13 protein-coding genes are annotated in these 18,594 nt (G+C 65.6%); 5 read left to right on the top strand and 8 right to left on the bottom strand.

Annotated features, from left to right (window positions below; translation table 11 throughout):
* Positions 1-229: 229 nt before the first annotated feature.
* The 4 genes from accC to AC0L4C_RS15325 form a co-directional block, all read right to left on the bottom strand.
* Complete coding sequence (gene accC, locus AC0L4C_RS15340) at positions 230-1,576, bottom strand: acetyl-CoA carboxylase biotin carboxylase subunit (protein ID WP_473400560.1); 1,347 nt, start codon at positions 1,574-1,576, stop codon at positions 230-232.
* Position 1,577: 1 nt separating this feature from the next.
* Positions 1,578-2,063 carry an acetyl-CoA carboxylase biotin carboxyl carrier protein gene (gene accB / locus AC0L4C_RS15335; protein ID WP_473400558.1) on the bottom strand — a complete coding sequence of 162 codons (486 nt, stop codon included), beginning with the start codon at positions 2,061-2,063 and terminating at the stop codon, positions 1,578-1,580.
* 10 nt (positions 2,064-2,073) lie between these two features.
* Positions 2,074-2,508 carry a type II 3-dehydroquinate dehydratase gene (aroQ, locus tag AC0L4C_RS15330; RefSeq protein WP_473400557.1) on the bottom strand — a complete coding sequence of 145 codons (435 nt, stop codon included), beginning with the start codon at positions 2,506-2,508 and terminating at the stop codon, positions 2,074-2,076.
* An 82-nt stretch (positions 2,509-2,590) separates the two neighbouring features.
* Positions 2,591-3,487 carry a DsbA family protein gene (locus AC0L4C_RS15325; protein WP_473400556.1) on the bottom strand — a complete coding sequence of 299 codons (897 nt, stop codon included), beginning with the start codon at positions 3,485-3,487 and terminating at the stop codon, positions 2,591-2,593.
* A 124-nt stretch (positions 3,488-3,611) separates the two neighbouring features.
* On the opposite strand from AC0L4C_RS15325, the gene AC0L4C_RS15320 reads away from it, so the two are divergent.
* Positions 3,612-4,763 (top strand): pyridoxal phosphate-dependent aminotransferase, encoded by a 1,152-nt coding sequence (locus AC0L4C_RS15320; protein WP_473400555.1) that lies wholly within the window; start codon positions 3,612-3,614, stop codon positions 4,761-4,763.
* 48 nt (positions 4,764-4,811) lie between these two features.
* Here the strand turns inward: AC0L4C_RS15320 and AC0L4C_RS15315 are convergent, their stop codons facing one another.
* From AC0L4C_RS15315 to AC0L4C_RS15305, 3 genes are all read right to left on the bottom strand, one after another.
* A complete protein-coding gene (locus tag AC0L4C_RS15315; RefSeq protein ID WP_473400554.1) occupies positions 4,812-5,183 on the bottom strand; it encodes a VOC family protein in 372 nt (123 codons plus the stop codon).
* Positions 5,184-5,252: 69 nt separating this feature from the next.
* A complete protein-coding gene (locus AC0L4C_RS15310; protein WP_473400553.1) occupies positions 5,253-5,942 on the bottom strand; it encodes a helix-turn-helix transcriptional regulator in 690 nt (229 codons plus the stop codon).
* A gap of 97 nt (positions 5,943-6,039) precedes the next feature.
* Positions 6,040-8,847, bottom strand: a complete 2,808-nt coding sequence (locus AC0L4C_RS15305) for an Rne/Rng family ribonuclease (protein ID WP_473400552.1) — start codon at positions 8,845-8,847, stop codon at positions 6,040-6,042.
* Positions 8,848-9,527: 680 nt separating this feature from the next.
* Here AC0L4C_RS15305 and AC0L4C_RS15300 point away from each other — a divergent pair.
* The 4 genes from AC0L4C_RS15300 to prfB all read left to right on the top strand — a co-directional run bounded on the left by AC0L4C_RS15300 (position 9,528) and on the right by prfB (position 15,004).
* Positions 9,528-10,760, top strand: coding sequence for an N-acetylmuramoyl-L-alanine amidase (locus tag AC0L4C_RS15300; protein WP_473400551.1), 1,233 nt, complete (start codon positions 9,528-9,530; stop codon positions 10,758-10,760).
* A gap of 143 nt (positions 10,761-10,903) precedes the next feature.
* Positions 10,904-13,327 (top strand): penicillin-binding protein 1A, encoded by a 2,424-nt coding sequence (locus tag AC0L4C_RS15295; protein WP_473400549.1) that lies wholly within the window; start codon positions 10,904-10,906, stop codon positions 13,325-13,327.
* Positions 13,328-13,332: 5 nt separating this feature from the next.
* A complete protein-coding gene (locus AC0L4C_RS15290; protein WP_473400548.1) occupies positions 13,333-13,824 on the top strand; it encodes a peptide deformylase in 492 nt (163 codons plus the stop codon).
* Between the two features lie 54 nt (positions 13,825-13,878).
* Positions 13,879-15,004, top strand: a protein-coding gene (gene prfB, locus AC0L4C_RS15285) for a peptide chain release factor 2 (protein WP_473400547.1) whose coding sequence is annotated in 2 segments (ribosomal slippage) — positions 13,879-13,947 and positions 13,949-15,004 — 1,125 coding nt in all. Because the reading frame shifts where the segments join, the coding sequence is not laid out codon by codon here.
* Between the two features lie 272 nt (positions 15,005-15,276).
* Here prfB and AC0L4C_RS15280 read toward each other — a convergent pair.
* Positions 15,277-18,582, bottom strand: coding sequence for a beta-ketoacyl-ACP synthase 3 (locus tag AC0L4C_RS15280; protein WP_473400546.1), 3,306 nt, complete (start codon positions 18,580-18,582; stop codon positions 15,277-15,279).
* Between the last annotated feature and the right edge of the window lie 12 nt (positions 18,583-18,594).

Raw genomic sequence — 18,594 nt, 5'->3', positions numbered from 1 at the left:
CCGGAGCAGATGTCAGAATGCGTCGGGTTAGTGTACGGCGCGCCAGGCCATGCGTGTCAGCGCGGTCGCCGCGATGAGCAGTGGCGAGAGAAAGATGACGGTGTCGATGAGGTCGATCATGTGCGGCATGGCTTGGTCCTCCGGTGTGATGGGAGGACCTTGCCAAAGTCGCGCTGAACCGGCGCAGAGTGCGCCGTTCAGATTGCGTTAACCATAATGGACGCCCCGCTCAGGCCTTGTTGGCCGCGAGGAACTTTTCCAGCCAGTGGATGTCGTAGCTGCCGGAGAGCACATCCGGCTCCTTGATCAGGCGCTGGAACAGCGGCAGCGTCGTCTTGACGCCGTCCACGACGAACTCGTCCACCGCCCTACGCAGGCGCATCAGGCATTCTTCGCGGGTCCGGCCATAGACGATGAGCTTGCCGATCAGCGAGTCGTAATAGGGCGGGATCGAGTAGCCCTGGTAGACCGCGCTGTCGACGCGCACGCCGACGCCACCGGCCGGGTGGTAGAAAGTGATCTTGCCCGGCGACGGCGTGAAGGTCTGCGGGTCCTCGGCATTGATGCGCACTTCGATGGCGTGGCCATAGAACTGCACGTCCTCCTGCTTGATCGAGAGCGTTTCGCCGGAGGCGACGCGGATCTGCTCGTAGACGATATCGACGCCGGTGATGCGCTCGGTCACCGGATGCTCCACCTGCACGCGGGTGTTCATCTCGATGAAATAGAACTCGCCGTCCTCGTAGAGGAATTCGATGGTGCCGGCGCCCGAGTATTTCAGCTTGCGCATGGCGGCAGCGCAGACTTCGCCGATCTTGAGCTGCTCGTCCATCGGCACGGTCGGCGCCGGCGCTTCCTCCAGCACCTTCTGGTGGCGACGCTGCAGCGAGCAGTCGCGGGTGCCCAGGTGCACGGCATTGCCCTTGCCATCGCCCATCAGCTGGACTTCGATGTGGCGGGGCTTCTGCAGATACTTCTCGATATAGACGCTGTCATTGCCGAACGCCGCCTTGGCCTCGGTACGGGCGGTCGAGAGCGCCACGCGCATCTCGTCGTCGTTGCGCGCCACCTTCATGCCGCGCCCGCCGCCGCCGGCGGTCGCCTTGATGATGACCGGATAGCCCATGTCCCGGGCCAGCGCGAGCGCATCCTCGGGCGTCTTGATCTCGCCTTCAGAGCCGGGGACCACCGGAATGCCGAGTTCCTTCGCAGTCTGCTTGGCGGTGATCTTGTCGCCCATGATCTCGATATGGTGCGACGAGGGACCGATGAAGGTCACCTTGTGCTCTTCGAGGATGCGGGCGAAGCGCGCATTCTCGGAGAGGAAGCCATAGCCCGGATGCACGGCATCGGCGCCGGTGATCTCGCAGGCCGCCATGATCGAGGGGATGTTGAGATAGGAATCCTTGGCCGGGGGCGGACCGATGCAGACGCTTTCGTCAGCCAGACGCACGTGCATGGCGTTGGAATCGGCCGTCGAGTGAACCGCAACCGTCTGGATGCCGAGTTCCTTGCAGGCGCGCAGAATGCGCAGCGCAATCTCGCCGCGGTTCGCGATGAGGACTTTCTGGAACATCTTACTCGATCACCACGAGCGGCTCGCCATATTCGACCGGGCTGGCGTCCTCGACCAGGATGCGCGTCACCGTGCCGGAGCGATGGGCCGGAATCTGGTTCATGGTCTTCATCGCTTCGATGATGAGGACCGTCTGGCCCTCGCTGACCTTCGAGCCGACGCTGGCGAAGGCCGGCTTGCCGGGCTCGGGCGACAGATAGGCGGTGCCGACCATCGGCGAGGTGAGGGTGCCCGGATTGGATGCCAGATCCTCGACCGGTGCGGCGGCTGCGGCAGCGGCGGCAGCCGAGGGCGCCGGCGCGGCGGCAGGAGCCGGCGCATAGGCGGGAACCTGGACCTGCTGGACGCCGGTATTGGCGTAGGACCGGGTCACGCGGACCCGCAGGTCCTCGCGTTCGATCTCGATCTCGGCCAGGTTCTGCTCGTTGAGCAGCTTGGCAATCGCCTCGATCAGATCCTGATCGGCAGTGGAAGACGCCTTGGTCATATAGAGCCTCTTATAGTTTTTCGGCCAGTGCGTGGAGGGCCAGCCTATACCCGGTGGCGCCAAGTCCGCAAATCACCCCGAGGGCGACTGGCGAGACATACGAATGATGCCGAAACGCCTCGCGGGCGTGGATGTTCGAGAGATGGACTTCGACCACCGGCAGGCCCACGGCGCGAATGGCGTCGTGGATGGCGATCGAGGTGTGGGAATAGGCGCCGGGATTGAGCACGATGGCATCGAATGTCCCCATCGCCTGCTGTATCCAGGTGACCAGCTCGCCCTCGCTATTGGACTGCCGGCAGGTGACGTCGAGACCCAGGGCCTTGCCGTCCGAAACGGCCATGTCCTCGATGTCGGCAAGCGTCTGCGACCCATAGGTCTGCGGCTCGCGAGTGCCGAGCATATTGAGGTTTGGTCCATTCAGGACAAGCACGCGTTTGGCCATGATCTTCGCCTTGTGCACCGCACCCCGGGCCGGGCGCAAGCCCGACTAAGGGAAATGCACGGGAAACGCAAGGAAGGCGCGATCAGGCCGGGCAGGAGGTTTCGCCACACTTGCGCATGTTGGCGATGCGCTCGCGCAGGGAATCGATGCCGATGGCCCCCGGGATCACCTCATTGCCGATGATATAGGTCGGCGTGCCGGAGACGTTCAGGCCCTGGGCGATCTGGAAACTGCGGGCGATGACGCTGTCGACATCCTTGGCTTCCATGGCCAGCCCGACATCGACCGGATTGAGACCCAGGTCCTGCGCGGCGGCGAGGGCGGCCGTCTTGTCGATCTGGCCGCGGCCGGTGAACAGCTTCTGATGGAAGTCCCAGTAGTCGATCGACTTGTCGCGGGCGATCACCACGCCCACCTTGGCGGCGTCCACCGAGCCCTGCGACAGGATCGGGAATTCCTTGAGAATGACACGCAGCCCCGGATCTTCTGCCAGCAGCGTCGCCAGGTCGGGCAGGGCGCTGCGGCAGTAGCCGCAATTATAGTCGAAGAGCTCGACCAGCGTGACGTCGCCGTCCGGATTGCCGAGCACGATATGATCGGGGTCGTCGTAGATCACCTGCTGCAATGACTGGAGCGCCGCCTTGGTCTGCTGCGCCTTGGCGGTGCGCATCTCGGTGTCGAGCGCCTCCGACATGCGCTGCAGGATCATCGGGTTATTGAGCAGGTAGTCTTCGATCAGCGGGTTGAGCGTATCGCCATCGATCGCCGCCACCGACTGCGGCAGGGCGGCTGCCTGCTGCTTGTCGAGCACGTCGGAAACGATCCGGGTCACTGCCTCGACGTCGGTCGACGATTTGCCCTCGAGCAGGGTTGCCACCTGCGCCTCGGTCAACGTCGCCGCGGGCCGGGTCGCCACCCAGGCGAAACCGGCGCCGAGAAGCGCAACGAGGGCAAACAGCAGGGCAGTGGTACGGGGCATGCGAGAGAACTCCGGGAAGGACGCGGCGATCCTATGTCACAATTGCTTACCCAGTGTAAGCGGCGACGGTATGACCGCATCAAATCTGGTTGAGTGGCTGGCCGTTCCGGTTTAGCGAGGCGACATGAGCCCGTTCGCCACCTCCAAGCTGCAACCTTTCCACGCCATGGAAATCCTCGGTCGCGCCAAGGTCCTGGAAGCCCAGGGCCGGCAGATCGCCCATCTCGAAGTCGGCGAGCCCTTCGTTCCGCCGGCCCCGAAGGTGCTGGAGGCGGTCCGAGACGCGCTGCCGCAGGCGCAGCGCTACACCAATTCCAAGGGGCAGCTGGAATTGCGGTTGGCGCTGGCCGACTACTATCGCGACCAGCACGGCGTCGACGTCGATCCCGAGCGGATCATTGCCACCATGGGCTCGTCCTCCGCCTTCATCCTGGCGTTCCTCGGGGCCTTCGCCCCGGGAAGCCGGATCGCCGTGACCCGTCCGGGCTATCCGGCCTATCTCAATACGCTGGACGGGTTGAATTTCGAGGCGGTGGAAATCCCGGTGACGGCCGCCAATGGCTGGCACCTGACCGGCGCAGCCATCGCCGAGGCCCATGCACGCGACCCCTTCGACGGGTTGCTGTTCGCTTCGCCGGCCAATCCGACAGGGGCAGCAGTGGATCGGGCAGGGCTTGCCGACATCGTGGCCACCTGCCGGCGGCTCGGCGTGCGCTTCATCTCCGACGAGATCTACCACGGGCTCGACTATCGCGGTCCCTCGGTCAGCGCGCTGGAACTGACCGCCGACGCCATCGTCATCAACTCGTTCTCCAAATATTATTGCATGACCGGCTGGCGCATCGGCTGGATGGTGCTGCCCGAGGACCTGCTCCGGCGCACCGAAATGCTGCAGCAGAACCTCTTCATCTCGGCGCCCACCCTGAGCCAGGTCGCCGCCCGTGTAGCCCTCGGGGAGAGGGACTATGCCGAGGAACAGAAGGCGCATTACGCCCGGAACCGGCTGATCCTCAGCGACGGCCTGACGGCCCTGGGCCTTGGCCTCGGTGCGGCCTCGGATGGGGCCTTCTACGCCTATGCCGACGTCTCGGCGTTCACCAACGACTCGCTGGCTTTCTGCAAGGCGCTGCTGGAGGAAGCCGGTGTCGCCGCGACGCCGGGGATCGATTTCGACCGCACCGACGGCAAGCGTTTCGTGCGGTTTTCCTACGCCGGCACCCGCGACACCATGGAACAGGCGCTGGATCGGCTTGGCGCCTTCCTGCGCGGACGCTGAGCCACCTCTGGCAGAGAGCCAGGCGCCGGGGCGCCGGGCTCCTTCGTATCAGCTCGCGGCCGGTGCAAAGACTCGCAGGCGGTGGCCGTCGGGGTCCCTGGCGGTGAAGGTGAAGCCGAACGGCATGGTGGTTGGCGGCTGGATGATATCGAGTCCGAGCTTCTGCCAGTCGTCGTGGAGCTTGCTGACTTCGGCGTCGTTCATGGCCTGAAAGCCGAACTCTACGGCGCCGCCGGTGGCTTCGGTGGCAGGCTGCACGTCACTGCGGCCCCAGAGCCCGAACGTCGTGCCATTGGGAAACGCGAACATCGAAAAGGCCGGTGTACTCTGCACCGGCTCCGCCCCGAAGAGCCTGGTGTAGAGCGCCGTGGCCGCCGGTGCGTCGGCGACATAGGCGAAGGCGGATGGTGAGGACTGCATCTTGGTCTCCCTTGGTTGGAACAAAACGAGACCTAAACCTGCAGGCTGACAGTTTCCGGCAGTGGCCGACTAGAGTTCGGCGAGCCCTTCCGCGTCGCGCCACTCCCTGAACATGACGTCGCGGCGACGGGGATAGCGCAGGTCTGTCACCTCGACGCTGCCGATGCGGTCGATGCGGAAATGGCGGTAGGCCTCGCGCAACTCGCACCAGGCCGTGACGATGCGGGCGGACTCGAAAAAGGCGATGCAGATGGGCCAGATGACGCGCTCGGTGAGGTCGCCGCCCTCGCTCCGGTAGGTGATCCGGAGCTTGTGCTCGCGCCGGATGGCGTCGCGGATCGTGCCCGGATCGACCGTCTCCTCCTCGAAGAAGCGTGCGACCACGAGCAACGTGGCGGCATCGATGCCCTCGCGCAGACCCGGCGGCAGGACCGCGCCGATCTTGCTCAGGGCCTGCTGGGCTGCCTTGCCCAGACGCTTGTCGTCGGCCCGGGCGGCCACCCAGCGTGAGCCGAGCACCAAGGCTTCCAGTTCCTCGGGAGAGAACATCAGCGGCGGCAGGGTGAAGCCCGGACGAAGGATGTAGCCGATCCCCGGTTCGCCGCGAATGTCCGCGCCCTGCGCCTGCAGGGTCGCAATATCGCGGTAGAGGGTGCGGATGGAGACGCCCAGTTCGTCGGCCAGCGTCGGGCCGGTCACCGGCGAGCGCCGGTTGCGCAGGTTCTGGATCAGATCAAGCAGACGGCTGGCGCGGGACATGACCACAGTCTAGCGGATTCGAGGTCACCACACCGCCCAAACAGAACGGGCGGGAGTTGCCTCCCGCCCGTCAAAATCTGGCTATCGGTTCAAAGCTTTAGCTTCCGAAGAAGCCGCGCTGCCACCAGCCGCCCTTCTTCTTGGGCGCTTCCTCGTCGGCCGAAGTCGAGCTGACGACGATCTCGCCCTCTGGCACTTCCTTCTTGGCGCGGCGCGACGCTTCCGGCTCGGCGGCTGCAGCCGTCACAGGCGCTTCGGCAACGACGGCCGGCTCTGGTGCGGCTTCCGGTGCGGCCTCTGCGACCGGCTCGGCGTCTGCGACCGGCTCGGGCGTGGGCTCGGACTTGGGCGCGGCCTTGGCAGTCCGGGATGTGGACTTGCGGGCGGCGGCCGGCTTGGCCGCGGCGGCCTCGTCGGCGGGTGCATCTGCTGCGGCTGCGGCCTTCGGCTTGCGGGCACGGGTCTTCTTGACCGGCGCTTCGGCAGCTTCGGCGGGTGCTGCCTCTGCGGCAACGGCCTCGGCCGGCGCAGCTTCAGCCGGCGCTGCCTCTGCTGCATCGCTTGCGGCAGCGTCGGGCTTCTTGCGGCTGCGACGGGCCCGCTTGGGCTTGTCCTCGGCCGGCGTTTCAGCATTTGCCTCGGCAGCCTCCGGGACCAGCTCGGCCTCGGTCTGCATTTCGGCCACGGGGACGGCCGCGAGGGCAGGTGCCTCGTCGCCGGTCGATGCGGCGGCCTCGGCTTCGGCGGGAGCACTCTCGCTCACGCCATTGCCGTTCTCGTCGCCCGGACGGCGATTGCGGCGACCGCCACGACGGCCACGGCGACGGCGCTTGCGCGTCTCGCCATTCTCGTCCTGGCCACCCTCGGAACCGGCTTCCCGGGTGTCGCTGGCGTCTTCGCCGTCATCTTCGGCATCGGCGTCGGCAATGCTGGCAGGCGCGGCAGCGGCCTGGCCGGCGGGGCGCTCGGCGCGCTCCTCGCGATCGGCACCGCCACGGCGGCGGCGACGGCGTCGGCGACCGGTCTTTTCACCGTCCTCGCTGCGATCGGCGCCCTTGCGCTCCTCGACGACGGCGGATTCCTCGACTTCCTCGTCGTCTTCCTCGTCCTCGATGGCCGCGTCGGCTGCGTCCATATCGACATTGTCGACCCGGACATGCGTGCCGGCGATCGTCTCGCGATGATCGGCGACGCGGGTCTCGCCACGTTCGATCTGGAAGTGGCTGGGGCCGACATGGTCGTCGGCAATGATGGTGATCGAGAGGTTGTACTTGATCTCCAGCGAGGTCAGCGTGCCGCGCTTGGAGTTGAGGATGTAAAGCGCCACATCGGTCGGCACCTTGACGTTGATCGACTGGCCCGGCTTGCGCAGCACGTGGTCTTCCACCTGCCGCATGACCATCAGCGCCAGGCTTTCGACCGACCGCACGAGGCCGGTGCCGCTGCAGGTCGGGCACTTGTGGGTCGAACTCTCGACCACACCAAAGCGGATGCGCTGGCGGCTCATTTCCATCAGGCCGAAATGGCTGATGCGGCCAACCTGGATACGGGCCCGGTCGTTCTTCAGGCAGTCCTTGAGCTTGCGCTCGACCGCCCGGTTCGACCGGTTTTCCATCATGTCGATGAAGTCGATGACGATCAGACCGGCGAGATCGCGCAGGCGCAACTGCCGGGAGACTTCCTCGGCCGCTTCCAGATTGGTCTGGAGCGCCGTGTCCTCGATATTGTGTTCCTTGGTGGCGCGGCCCGAGTTGACGTCGATCGAGACCAGCGCTTCGGTCGGGTTGATGACGATATAGCCGCCGGAGGGCAGGGTGACCTGCGGCGAGAACATCGAGTCGAGCTGGCTCTCGACGTTGAACTTGGAGAACAGCGGCTGATCTTCCTTGTAGAGCTGCACGTTCTTGGCGTGGCTCGGCATGATCATGCGCATGAACTCCTTGGCTTCGCGATGTGCGTCATCGCCAGCCACCAGCAGTTCGTCGATTTCCTTGGAGTAGAGGTCGCGGATGGTGCGCTTGATCAGCGAGCCTTCCTCGTAGACGAGGCAGGGCGCGCTCGACTTCAGCGTCAGGGTGCGGACATTCTCCCACAGCCGCTGCAGATATTCGAAGTCGCGCTTGACCTCGGCCTTGGTGCGCGAGGCACCGGCCGTGCGCAGGATGATGCCCTGGCCCTGCGGGACCTCGAGATCGCCGACAATGTCCTTGAGGCGCTTGCGGTCGGCGGCATTGGTGATCTTGCGCGAAATGCCGCCGCCACGGGCGGTATTGGGCATCAGCACCGAATAGCGGCCGGCGAGCGACAGGTAGGTGGTCAGCGCCGCACCCTTGTTGCCGCGCTCTTCCTTGACGACCTGCACCAGCATGACCTGGCGGCGCTTGATGACTTCCTGGATCTTGTAGTTGCGGCGCGACTGCGACGGCCGGCGGCGTTCCTGCACGTCTTCGAGGGCATCGCTGCCACCGATCGATTCAACCGGCTCGCTGTTGGCAGGCGCCTGCTCGATATGGCCGTTCTCGTCGTCGTCGGTCGACTGCGGATCGGCATCGGCGTCGGCATCGGCCGGCGCGGCCTGGCCGCGATCGTCGGAGACGTCGTCTTCACGTGCCTCCTCGGCTTCCTCGTCGCGCAGCAGTGCTTCGCGATCGGCCACCGGGATCTGGTAGTAGTCGGGGTGGATTTCGGAAAAGGCCAGGAAGCCGTGGCGATTGCCGCCATACTCGATGAAGGCCGCCTGCAGCGACGGCTCAACGCGCGTCACCTTGGCGAGGTAGATATTGCCTCTGAGCTGCCGCCTCTGAGCGGATTCGAAATCGAATTCCTCGAGCCTGTTACCGTTGGTGACGACAATCCGTGTCTCTTCGGGGTGGATGGCATCCACCAGCATTCTCTTGGTAGCCATAAAATAGTACTCCGCGCCGTCGCGCACCAACAACAAAGGCCCGGCGAACCGGGCTCCTCAGCGTGGCGCCATGCGAGGCGAATTGTGTGGGACTGATGGCGCGGGAAGCGCCGGACGTATCAGTGGCGCGCGCGCCGCTGTGGGAGTGGAATGCCTGGACCGGGGAGCGATACGTGACAAAAGCGCAACCGGAAGTTCGGATCGCGTCTGGTTTTGTCCGCCCAGTGGTCATCAGACCTCTTCCTGTAGGGCACGAACGAGGGGGATGCCCGGGTTCTGCCGTTCGACCTGGTGCAGGCCGAAATTCCAATGTCGAGGCGTCAAATGTGCCGCATTTCCTTGATCGGTAACAATCACTTGTCTGTTCTCGACCAGCCGCAGCCTGACCCGTGGCAGCCGGTCTTGAGACCGACCCGGCACACGGAATGGGCTGCAAAGCGCCTCATCTCAAGCGTTTAGGGGTGTTGCTGCCGATTGGCAACAGGAAACTCGAAACCGGCCATTTGCCGCCGTCTTTCGATTGGCTGGAACGGGCGTCCAACTTGTGTTTTACAATCTTCATGCGTAACGCCCCAGAATCGCCCGATCGTTCTGGCGATCTCTCGCACACTCATATGGGGAGCCAATCCGCTTTGTTCAATTCTGGCCACTCCCGCGGGGATACCGCAGGATTTGTGCGCATGATGCTTGCGCTGGTGCTGGGCGTGCTGATGGGCTCGGCGGCCCTGGGGCAGGCCGCGACCGACGATCCGCGGGGCGGCGTGTCCACGCTTCCCGAGGTTCTCGATGCACGCGTCACGGCGACGCCGGAGCGGGCGCGTCTGATCATCGACCTGTCCGGTCCGACCGAGTTCGCCATTGTCTCCCTGGCCGGCCCGGAGCGCATCGCCGTCGACGTCAAGTCGACCGGCAGCGACATCGCGGTGCCGGCAGACGTTGCCGGTGGCGGCATCGTCTCCAAGTTCACCGTAGTGCTGGCCGAGCCGGGCAGGGTACGCACGCTGCTCGAACTGGCGACCCCCTCGCAGGTGCAGCAGGCCTATATTCTCGAGGCGATTGGCGACCAGCCGGCGCGCCTGGTGGTGGACCTCATTACCGACACCCCCGAGCGCTTCACCGCCCGCGTTGCCGCCGACCTGGCGGCGTCCGCGGCAAACCAGGGCGTGCCACCCGAGGCCCTCTCGACCGATCCCGGCACGCACGGCGCCGAACTGGCCATCCGGCCGCTGGTGGTGATCGATCCCGGCCATGGCGGCATCGACAACGGCGCCTCGGCCCCGAACGGCGTGCATGAAAAGGACATCACCCTCGCCTTCGCCCTCGATCTGCAGACGCTGCTGGTCGCATCCGGCCGCTACGATGTGGCGCTGACCCGCGAGGACGACACCTACCTCACGCTCACCGATCGCGTCGCACTGGCCCGCGCCAACAAGGCCGACCTGTTCATTTCCCTGCATGCCGACAGTTTTCAGCAGGAGGAAATCCGCGGCGCCAGCGTCTACACGCGCGATGAAAAGGCCACCGACGTGCTCGACAAGGTGCTGGCCGAGAACGAGAACAAGTCCGACATCGTCGCCGGTTTCACCATGCCGAGCACCACACCCGCCGTGGTCGACATCCTGGTGGACCTGATGCGGCGCGAGATGCGCAAATCCTCCTTCATCGCCGCACAGGCTCTGGTGCGCCAGCTCGAGCCGAGCGTCGCCATGCGCCGGTTTCCGGTGCGGCAGGCCGATTTCTTCGTGCTGCAGGCACCGGATGTGCCGTCGGTTCTCGTCGAACTGGGCTTCCTCTCCAACGCCCGCGACATTGCCAACCTGCAGCGCGGCGACTGGCGCGAGCGCGTCGTGGAAGCCCTGGCGCGCGGGGTGGCGGACTATTTCGACAATGTGCAGGAGACGGACGCGCAGTAGTGTGGCCGATCTGTCACAGCGGCCGTCGGACGGCCCGCGATGTGGCAATCGGGCGCGGCCGTCCACATTTCTGCCGCCGTCTGCTATGATTCCGTTGATTTTCGCGCCGCTGATTTGCGGCGCCAGGTAGGGTATCGGACTTAATGCTGCGACTTCTGGGCTGGCTGTTTGGTTTCGGCATCTTCTGTGCGCTTGGCGCGGTTGCCGTCGGTGCGGTCTATCTGGCCGACCTCAGCGGCAAGCTTCCCGACTACACCGTGCTCAAGGACTACCAGCCGCCGGTGACCACGCGCGTGCATGCCGCCGACGGCACGTTGCTGGCCGAATATGCCCGCGAGCGCCGGCTGTTCCAGCCCATCGAGACCATTCCGCCCCTGCTGCTCAATGCCTTCATCTCGGCCGAGGACAAGGATTTCTACACCCACGGCGGCATTGCCTTCGACGGCGTCATCCGCGCCCTGCGTGACAACCTGATGGCCAAGATCGATGGCAACGACGCCATCCAGGGCGGCGGTTCGACCATCACCCAGCAGGTCGCCAAGAACTTCCTGCTCAGTTCCGAGCAGACCTGGGACCGCAAGATCCAGGAAGCCATTCTGGCGCTGCGCATCGACAGCACGTTCTCCAAGGACAAGATCCTCGAACTCTATGTCAACGAGATCTTCCTCGGCCTGAACTCCTATGGAGTGGCCGCCGCGGCGCTGAACTATTTCGACAAGGCGCTCTATCAGCTGACGCTCAGCGAGAGCGCCTATATCGCCGCCTTGCCCAAGGGGCCCAACAACTACCATCCGTTCCGCCGGCCCAAGCAGGCCATCGAGCGCCGCAACTGGGTGCTCGATCGCATGGTCGAGAACGGCTACATCACCACGGCCGAGGCCGATGAAGCCAAGCAGGAGCCGCTCAATGTCGTGCCGCGCTCCTCGGGCAGCCAGCTCTATTCCGCCGAGTATTTCACCGAAGAGGTGCGGCGCCAGCTCAAAGGGCTGTACGGCGAGGAGGAACTCTACGGCGGCGGCCTGAGCGTGCGGACCACGCTGGTCCCCAAAATGCAGGAATATGCCCGCCAGGCCCTGATGGACGGGTTGATCGCCTATGACCGGGGCGAAGGCTTCCGCGAGCCGGTGGCCACCGTCGACATCGCCGGCGACTGGGGCACGGCGGTGAACGACATCAAGCCGTTGAGCGACGTGCCGGAATGGAGCCTCGCCGTGGTGCTCGAGATGGGCAACAACGAGGCGAGGATCGGCCTGCGGCCCGGCAATGACGTCGACGGCAAGGTGTCGGCCGACCGCACGGTCGGCACACTGGCCGGCCCCGACATCAAGTGGGTCAGCAAGAAGCTGCACGACATCCTCAAGCCCGGCGACGTGGTCTATGTGTCGCCGGTTGCCGACAAGCCGGGCAATTACACGCTCGAGCAGGTCCCCGAACTCGAAGGGGCGCTGGTCGCCATGGATCCGCGTACCGGTCGCGTTCTGGCCATGGTCGGCGGCTTCTCGTTTGCCGAATCCGAATTCAATCGCGCCACCCAGGCGCTGCGCCAGCCCGGCTCGTCGTTCAAGCCCATCGTCTACTCGGCGGCCCTCGACAATGGCTACACGCCGGCTTCCGTGGTGCTCGATGCGCCGCTCGAGATCGTCAACTCCGATGGCTCGGTCTGGCGTCCGGAGAACTACGCGCAGCAGTTCTACGGCCCGCAGACGCTGCGGCGCGGCATCGAACGCAGCCGGAACGTCATGACCGTGCGCCTCGCCAAGGATATCGGCATGCCGCTGGTGGCCGATTACGCCAAGACCTTCGGCATCTACGACAACCTGCAACCGCTGCTGGCCATGTCGCTGGGCGCCGGTGAAACCACCGACATGCGGATGACGGCGGCCTATGCCACCATCGCCAATGGCGGCCGCCGGATCACCCCGACGCTGATTGACCGGATCCAGGATCGCTATGGCAAGACCGTCTACCGCCACGACGAGCGCGTCTGCGATGGCTGCCAGGCGACCGAATGGACGCAACAGGCCGAGCCGCTGATCATCGACAATCGCGATCAGGTGCTCGACCCGATGACCGCCTACCAGATCACCTCGATGATGGAGGGCGTGGTGCAGCGTGGCACCGGTACCGGCGCCAAGAGCCTGGGACGCCCGGTCGCCGGCAAGACCGGTACCTCGAACGACTACAAGGACGCCTGGTTCATTGGCTTTACCCCGGAACTGGCGGTCGGCGTCTATGTCGGCTTTGATCGGCCGCGCAACATGGGCCGGCAGGCGACGGGCGGCGGCATGGCCGTGCCGATCTTCACCGAGTTCGTCGAAAAGGCCCTCAAGGGCGCGCCGCCGACACCCTTCAACATGCCGCCCGGCATGAGCCAGGTCTGGATCGACCCTGCGTCGGGCGTGAAGGCGAATGGCGGCGAGGCGGCGATCTACGAGGCCTTCAAGCCAGGCACCGGCCCCAACCTGATCACCTCGGTGATCGGCGTCGACTCCAACGCCTTTGACACCATCCAGCAGGGCGGCGACCCGGCCACCGACATCACCATGGGCCGCGGCGGGCTGTTCTAGCCGCCATGCCGGTCGTGCTCTATCCCGATGACCGCCTGAGCCGGAAGGCCGTGCCGCGGCCGGTGGACGATGAACTGCGGGCCGTCGGCGCCGACCTACTGGATGCGGCCGCAGCGGCGCCGGCCTATGGTCTGGCAGCGGTCCATATCGGCACCGTCGCCCCGGTGGTCGTCATCAGCACGGCAATGGCGGGCGACCCGCCCGAGCATCTGCTGCTCTACAACCCTGAAGTGGTGGCGACTGCCGTCGAAACGGCGGCGGGACCGGAGGGGTCGGTATCGCTGCCCGGGGTGCAGGTGGAGATCGACCGGCCGGTCTGGGCGGAGATCGCCTATGACGACGAGTCGGGGCAGCGACAGACTCGCCGGCTGGAGGGGCTGCCGGCACGGATCGCGCTGCATGAGATCGATCAGATGACCGGCGTCTTCTTCCTGTCGCGCCTGTCGCGGCTCAAACGCGACATGGTGCTCAGGAAATGGAAGAAGCACGCGGGTTGATCCGGGCGACCGGGTCCTCTACATCAACCTCGACAGATCCAAGCGGAATGAATCATGCGCGCTGAAATCGAAAAGATCGTGACCGAAATCGAGCAGGTGCTGACCCTGCTGAGGAGGCATCTTTGACTGGGATACAGCCCAGGCACGCCTAGACGACCTCACGGCCCGGACCGAGCACCCGGACTTCTGGTCTGATCCGGAGAAGGCGCGCGCCATCATGCGGCAGCGCGACGAACTCGATGTGCAAGTCAAATATGTGCATCAGTTCGAGGCCGCCATCCGCGACAATGTCGAACTGATCGAACTGGGCGAGGCCGAAGGCGACGCCGAGATCGTCAAGGATGCCGAAGCGTCGCTCAACGAGACGCTGCAGGATGCCCGCAAGGCGCAGATCGAGACGCTGCTCTCGGGCGAGGCCGACGCCAATGACTGCTATGTCGAAATCCACTCCGGTGCCGGCGGCACCGAGAGCCAGGACTGGGCCAGCATGCTGCTGCGCATGTACACGCGCTGGGCCGAGCGGCGGAAGTTCAAGGTTGAGGTCATGGAATTCCATGACGGCGAGGAAGCCGGCATCAAGTCTGCCACCATCAAGGTGTCGGGCCACAATGCCTATGGCTGGCTGAAGACCGAGAGCGGCGTGCATCGCCTGGTGCGGATTTCGCCCTATGACAGCGCCGCGCGGCGCCATACCAGCTTTTCCAGCGCCTGGGTCTATCCGGTGGTGGACGACACCATCGAGATCGAGATCAACGAATCCGACCTCAAGGTCGACACCTACCGGTCGTCCGGTGCCGGCGGCCAGCACGTCAACACTACGGACTCGGCCATCCGCATCACTCACGTGCCCTCGGGTATCGTGGTGGCGTGCCAGCAGGAACGCAGCCAGCACAAGAACCGGGCCACGGCCATGGCGATGCTGAAGGCGCGGCTCTATGAGGCCGAGTTGCAGAAGCGCGAGGAGGCGGCCAATGCCGTTGCCGAAGCCAAGACCGATGTCGGCTGGGGCCACCAGATCCGCAGTTACGTGCTGCAGCCCTACCAGATGGTCAAGGATCTGCGCACCAACGCCGAAACGTCCAACACCGCTGCGGTGCTCGACGGCGACCTCGACATGTTCATGGAAGCATCGCTGGCGAGCCGCATCGGCGGCCACGCCGACAAGGCCGCTGACGCCTAGAGCCAGCGCGAGCCTAACGGTATCGGGCCCTTGGTGCTGACCCTGGGCTCGATCCGCAGCCGACGCCTGTAGCGCCACAACGCCCGGCGCAACTGCCGGTCCGTGCGCCAGAATGCCAGCGGATTTCGACCGAGGCGATGCCGTTCCCCCAAACGCATGTGGCGATCCCTTTCGTCCACGCCGCGTGATGAGCGTACCTCATCACACGCTGATAGCCAAAATCACGCTTACGCGGGCGGCGTCAGGCGAACGGGAAACAGCTGTGAAGGCAGTCAGGCAACCGTGGCGACGGCCGCCGCATAGGTGATGCCGCCGCCAAAGGCGACGAGGCCGAGGCGCTCACCGGACTTTCGGGTCGGCAGGGCGTCGATCAGCGCCAGCGGAATGGTCGAGGACGACGTGTTGCCCATGGTCCGGATGATCGAATGCGCCGGCCGGCCCGAACGGCGGGCAATGGCATCGATGATCCGCTGATTGGCCTGGTGCGGCACCATCAGATCGATGTCTTCCATGGTGATGCCTTCCGCACCGCAGGCCGAGACCAGCGTCTGCGTCATGGCGCGCACGGCGTCGGCAAAGACCTCGCGGCCGTTCATGGTGATGTAGCCTTCGCCGGTGCGCGGCACCGAGAGCAGCGCACCCGATTCCGGCGCGCCAGCGATGGTCGGGCGGGCATAGGTGAACATCGGCGCCGCATCCACCTCGGCGCTGCTGATGAGCGAGGCACTGGCCGCATCGGCGAACAGCACGGCCGTGTTGAAGTCGTCCTGGTCGAGCAGCGGCGACAGCACCTCGGAGGTCACCACCATCACCCGGGCGCGCGGGTTGTTGACGACGAAATCCCGGGCCTGTGCCAGCGCATAGAGATAGCCGGAGCAGGCGGCGTTGATATCGTAGGCGGGCAGGCGGGCCTTGCCCGACGTCGAGAGGGCATCGGCGACCCGGCAGGCCAGCGAGGGCGTGATGACATCGGGCGTGCCGGTGGTGGCGATCACCAGGTCGATGTCGTCAATGGCCAGCTTGTGCTGCGTCAGCAGCTTGCCGGCGGCCGAAATGGCCAGCGACAGCACGGTTTCACCCGGCGCCACCCAGCGACGGCTTTCGATGCCGGTCAGCTTCACTATGTCGCCGGCGTCGCGGGTCTGCCAGTTGCCCTTGAGGTCCGAATTGGTAATCTTGCGGCTACCGGTTGTCGCGGCAATGCCCGAAACACCAACGACCACAGCGGGTTGAGTATGAACGGCCGGTGCCGCAACGGTCTTGCGCCGCTTGAGCACGGCGTTGTCGATGCGCTCGGCCGTGACGGCGCGGGCCTCGACACCGGAGCCGGCATCGGCTTCCACGAAAATCAGCGGCGCCCCGACGGCGATCTTGTCCTTGAGCGCAACGGCAATGGAGGTCACGGTGCCCGACACTGTCGATTGTACGTCGACGGCAGCCTTGGTGGCCTCGACCACGGCGATCAGGTCGCCATCCTTGATGCGGTCGCCGACTTTGACCATCAGGTCGACGATTTCGACTTCGTCATCGGCCGGACCCGAGCCGATGGCGGCAATCGGGACCGGGCCGGTTTCCACCTTCGGCGCTTCCCAAGTCAGGTCGAAGTCGAGCAGATCGGCGCAGGTTTCCATGATCCGCCGGTAGCTCGGCAGGGCGGCAATCTGCGTCTCGAAATGGAAGGGCACGTAGCTGTCATCACGCGTGACGCGGCGCGCCGCGACCGGCTGGCCGGCGCGCTCCATGACGGTCGCCAGCACCTCGGCGCCGAAACCGGCGGTGTGATTGTCCTCGTGGACGACGACCAGCCGGCCGGTGCGGCGCACGCTGCGCAGCACCATGTCCTCGTCCCAGGGCGAGATCGAGCGCAGGTCGATGAGGTCCACCGAGGCACCCGCAGCAGCGAGCGTTTCGGCGGTCATCAGGCATTGCGACACCGGGTTGCCCCACGTGACCAGCGTCAGATCATTCCCCTCGACCAGGGTCCGCGCCCGGCCGGGATGGACGAACTGGGCAGACGTGTCGTCCGAGGTCTTGCGGTCGGACAGGTTGAGCGCGCTCTTGGGATAGAGGAACACTGTCGGACGACCGGAGGCCAGCGCAGCATTGAGCAGGCCGGCAGCGTCGCCGGCGCTCGAGGGCATGACAACGTCGATGCCCGGCGTGTGCGCCATGACGGATTCGAGCGTCTGGGCGTGGAACGGCCCCAGCCCGGCCTTGTAGCCGCCGCAACTGACCATCAGCACCACCGGGAGCTGATAGGCGCCCTTGGTACGCCAGTACATCGAGCCGAGCTCGGAAATGATCTGGTTGAAGGCGAGCGGCAGGAAATCGGCAAACTGCAGGAAAGCGATGGGCTGTTCGCCCGCCAGCGCCCGGCCGATCGACGTGCCAACGATCGTTGATTCCGACAGCGGCGCATTGCGCACGCGGCCGGGGAAGGCGGTGGAGAGACCACGCGTGACGCCGAAGACGTCGCCCTTGGGATCCTCGATGTCCTGACCGAGCAGCGTGATGCCCGCATTCTTGCTGAGGTGCTCCCTGAGCACCGCATTGAGCGCCTCGCGCATGGTCAGCGTCGCGGACTTGGGATCGCCGCGATAGTCGCGACGCGCCGCAAATTCGGCGGGGTAGGGCGCCTTGGCGGCGCCGGCGCTAGTCGGACCGGGCTCGGCGCGCGCCGCCTTGGCAGCCCCGGCGACCTCGGCAATCAGCGTCGTCTCGAGCTGGGTCAGCGCTTCTTCGCCCATCTGCGACTCGCGCAGCGACTGGCGGATGGCTTCCAGCGGGTCGCGTCCGGCGCTGGCGGCGACGTCCTCGGGCGTCCGGTAGATGTCCTGATCGTCGGCATTGGTGTGATTGGAGAGGCGCTCGACGTCGAGCACCAGCAGGGTTGGCCCGCGGCTCTTGCGGGTCTGGCCGACGACGGTTTCGAAGGCGGTGCGTGTGGCGGCGAGATCGACCCCGTCCACCCGTACGATGTCGAGGCCCATGAACTCACGCGCCGGACCGCCCGGCAGATCGAAGAATGTCTGCCCCGGCGTCCGCACCGAGATCGACCAGCGATTGTTCTGTACGACGAAAACGACCGGTGCCTGCGTCCGCACGGCCTCGGCGACCGCCTCGAGATATTCGCCCTGCTGGGTGGTGCCGTCGCCGACGCAGCAGAGCACGACAGGCGCTCCGGGAAGGTCCCTGACCGCCAGCGCATTGCCGACGGCGTGCAGGGCATTGTTGCCAACCGGCCCGACCATCGAGGTGATGTTGAGGTCGCTGGCCGAGAAATGTGCACTCATCTGCCGGCCGGCCGAGTGCGACGGACCGGTCGCCAAGAGGCCACGGAAGAATTCGACGAGTGGCAGGCCGCGCGCCAGCATCAGCGCCTTGTCGCGATAATGCAGGTGCAGCCAGTCGCGCTCGCCCAGATAGTCGGCGATCAGCGCGGTCAACTCGTGACCGGCTCCCGAGACGTGAAAATGCGCCAGACCCTGCTTGATGAGCGCCTGTTCGACACGGTCAACCTCGCGCGCCAGGAACATGGCCCGGTGGAGACGCAACATCGTGGGAATATCGGAGGTCATCAGCATCGTGCT

This window comes from Devosia sp. J20-27, from assembly GCF_055808595.1.
The sequence above is the reverse complement of the archived record's forward strand: the minus strand, read 5'-3'. Positions and strand labels throughout refer to the sequence as shown.

Bases quoted from the DNA above. Each gene is read 5' to 3' on its own strand.
- aroQ (WP_473400557.1), bottom strand. From the start codon at position 2,508: ATGGCCAAACGCGTGCTTGTCCTGAATGGACCAAACCTCAATATGCTC.
- AC0L4C_RS15295 (WP_473400549.1), top strand. From the start codon at position 10,904: ATGCTGCGACTTCTGGGCTGGCTGTTTGGTTTCGGCATCTTCTGTGCG.
- AC0L4C_RS15310 (WP_473400553.1), bottom strand. From the start codon at position 5,942: ATGTCCCGCGCCAGCCGTCTGCTTGATCTGATCCAGAACCTGCGCAAC.
- AC0L4C_RS15290 (WP_473400548.1), top strand. From the start codon at position 13,333: ATGCCGGTCGTGCTCTATCCCGATGACCGCCTGAGCCGGAAGGCCGTG.
- AC0L4C_RS15280 (WP_473400546.1), bottom strand. From the start codon at position 18,582: ATGACCTCCGATATTCCCACGATGTTGCGTCTCCACCGGGCCATGTTC.
- AC0L4C_RS15320 (WP_473400555.1), top strand. From the start codon at position 3,612: ATGAGCCCGTTCGCCACCTCCAAGCTGCAACCTTTCCACGCCATGGAA.
- AC0L4C_RS15300 (WP_473400551.1), top strand. From the start codon at position 9,528: ATGATGCTTGCGCTGGTGCTGGGCGTGCTGATGGGCTCGGCGGCCCTG.
- accB (WP_473400558.1), bottom strand. From the start codon at position 2,063: ATGACCAAGGCGTCTTCCACTGCCGATCAGGATCTGATCGAGGCGATT.
- accC (WP_473400560.1), bottom strand. From the start codon at position 1,576: ATGTTCCAGAAAGTCCTCATCGCGAACCGCGGCGAGATTGCGCTGCGC.
- AC0L4C_RS15305 (WP_473400552.1), bottom strand. From the start codon at position 8,847: ATGGCTACCAAGAGAATGCTGGTGGATGCCATCCACCCCGAAGAGACA.
- AC0L4C_RS15325 (WP_473400556.1), bottom strand. From the start codon at position 3,487: ATGCCCCGTACCACTGCCCTGCTGTTTGCCCTCGTTGCGCTTCTCGGC.
- AC0L4C_RS15315 (WP_473400554.1), bottom strand. From the start codon at position 5,183: ATGCAGTCCTCACCATCCGCCTTCGCCTATGTCGCCGACGCACCGGCG.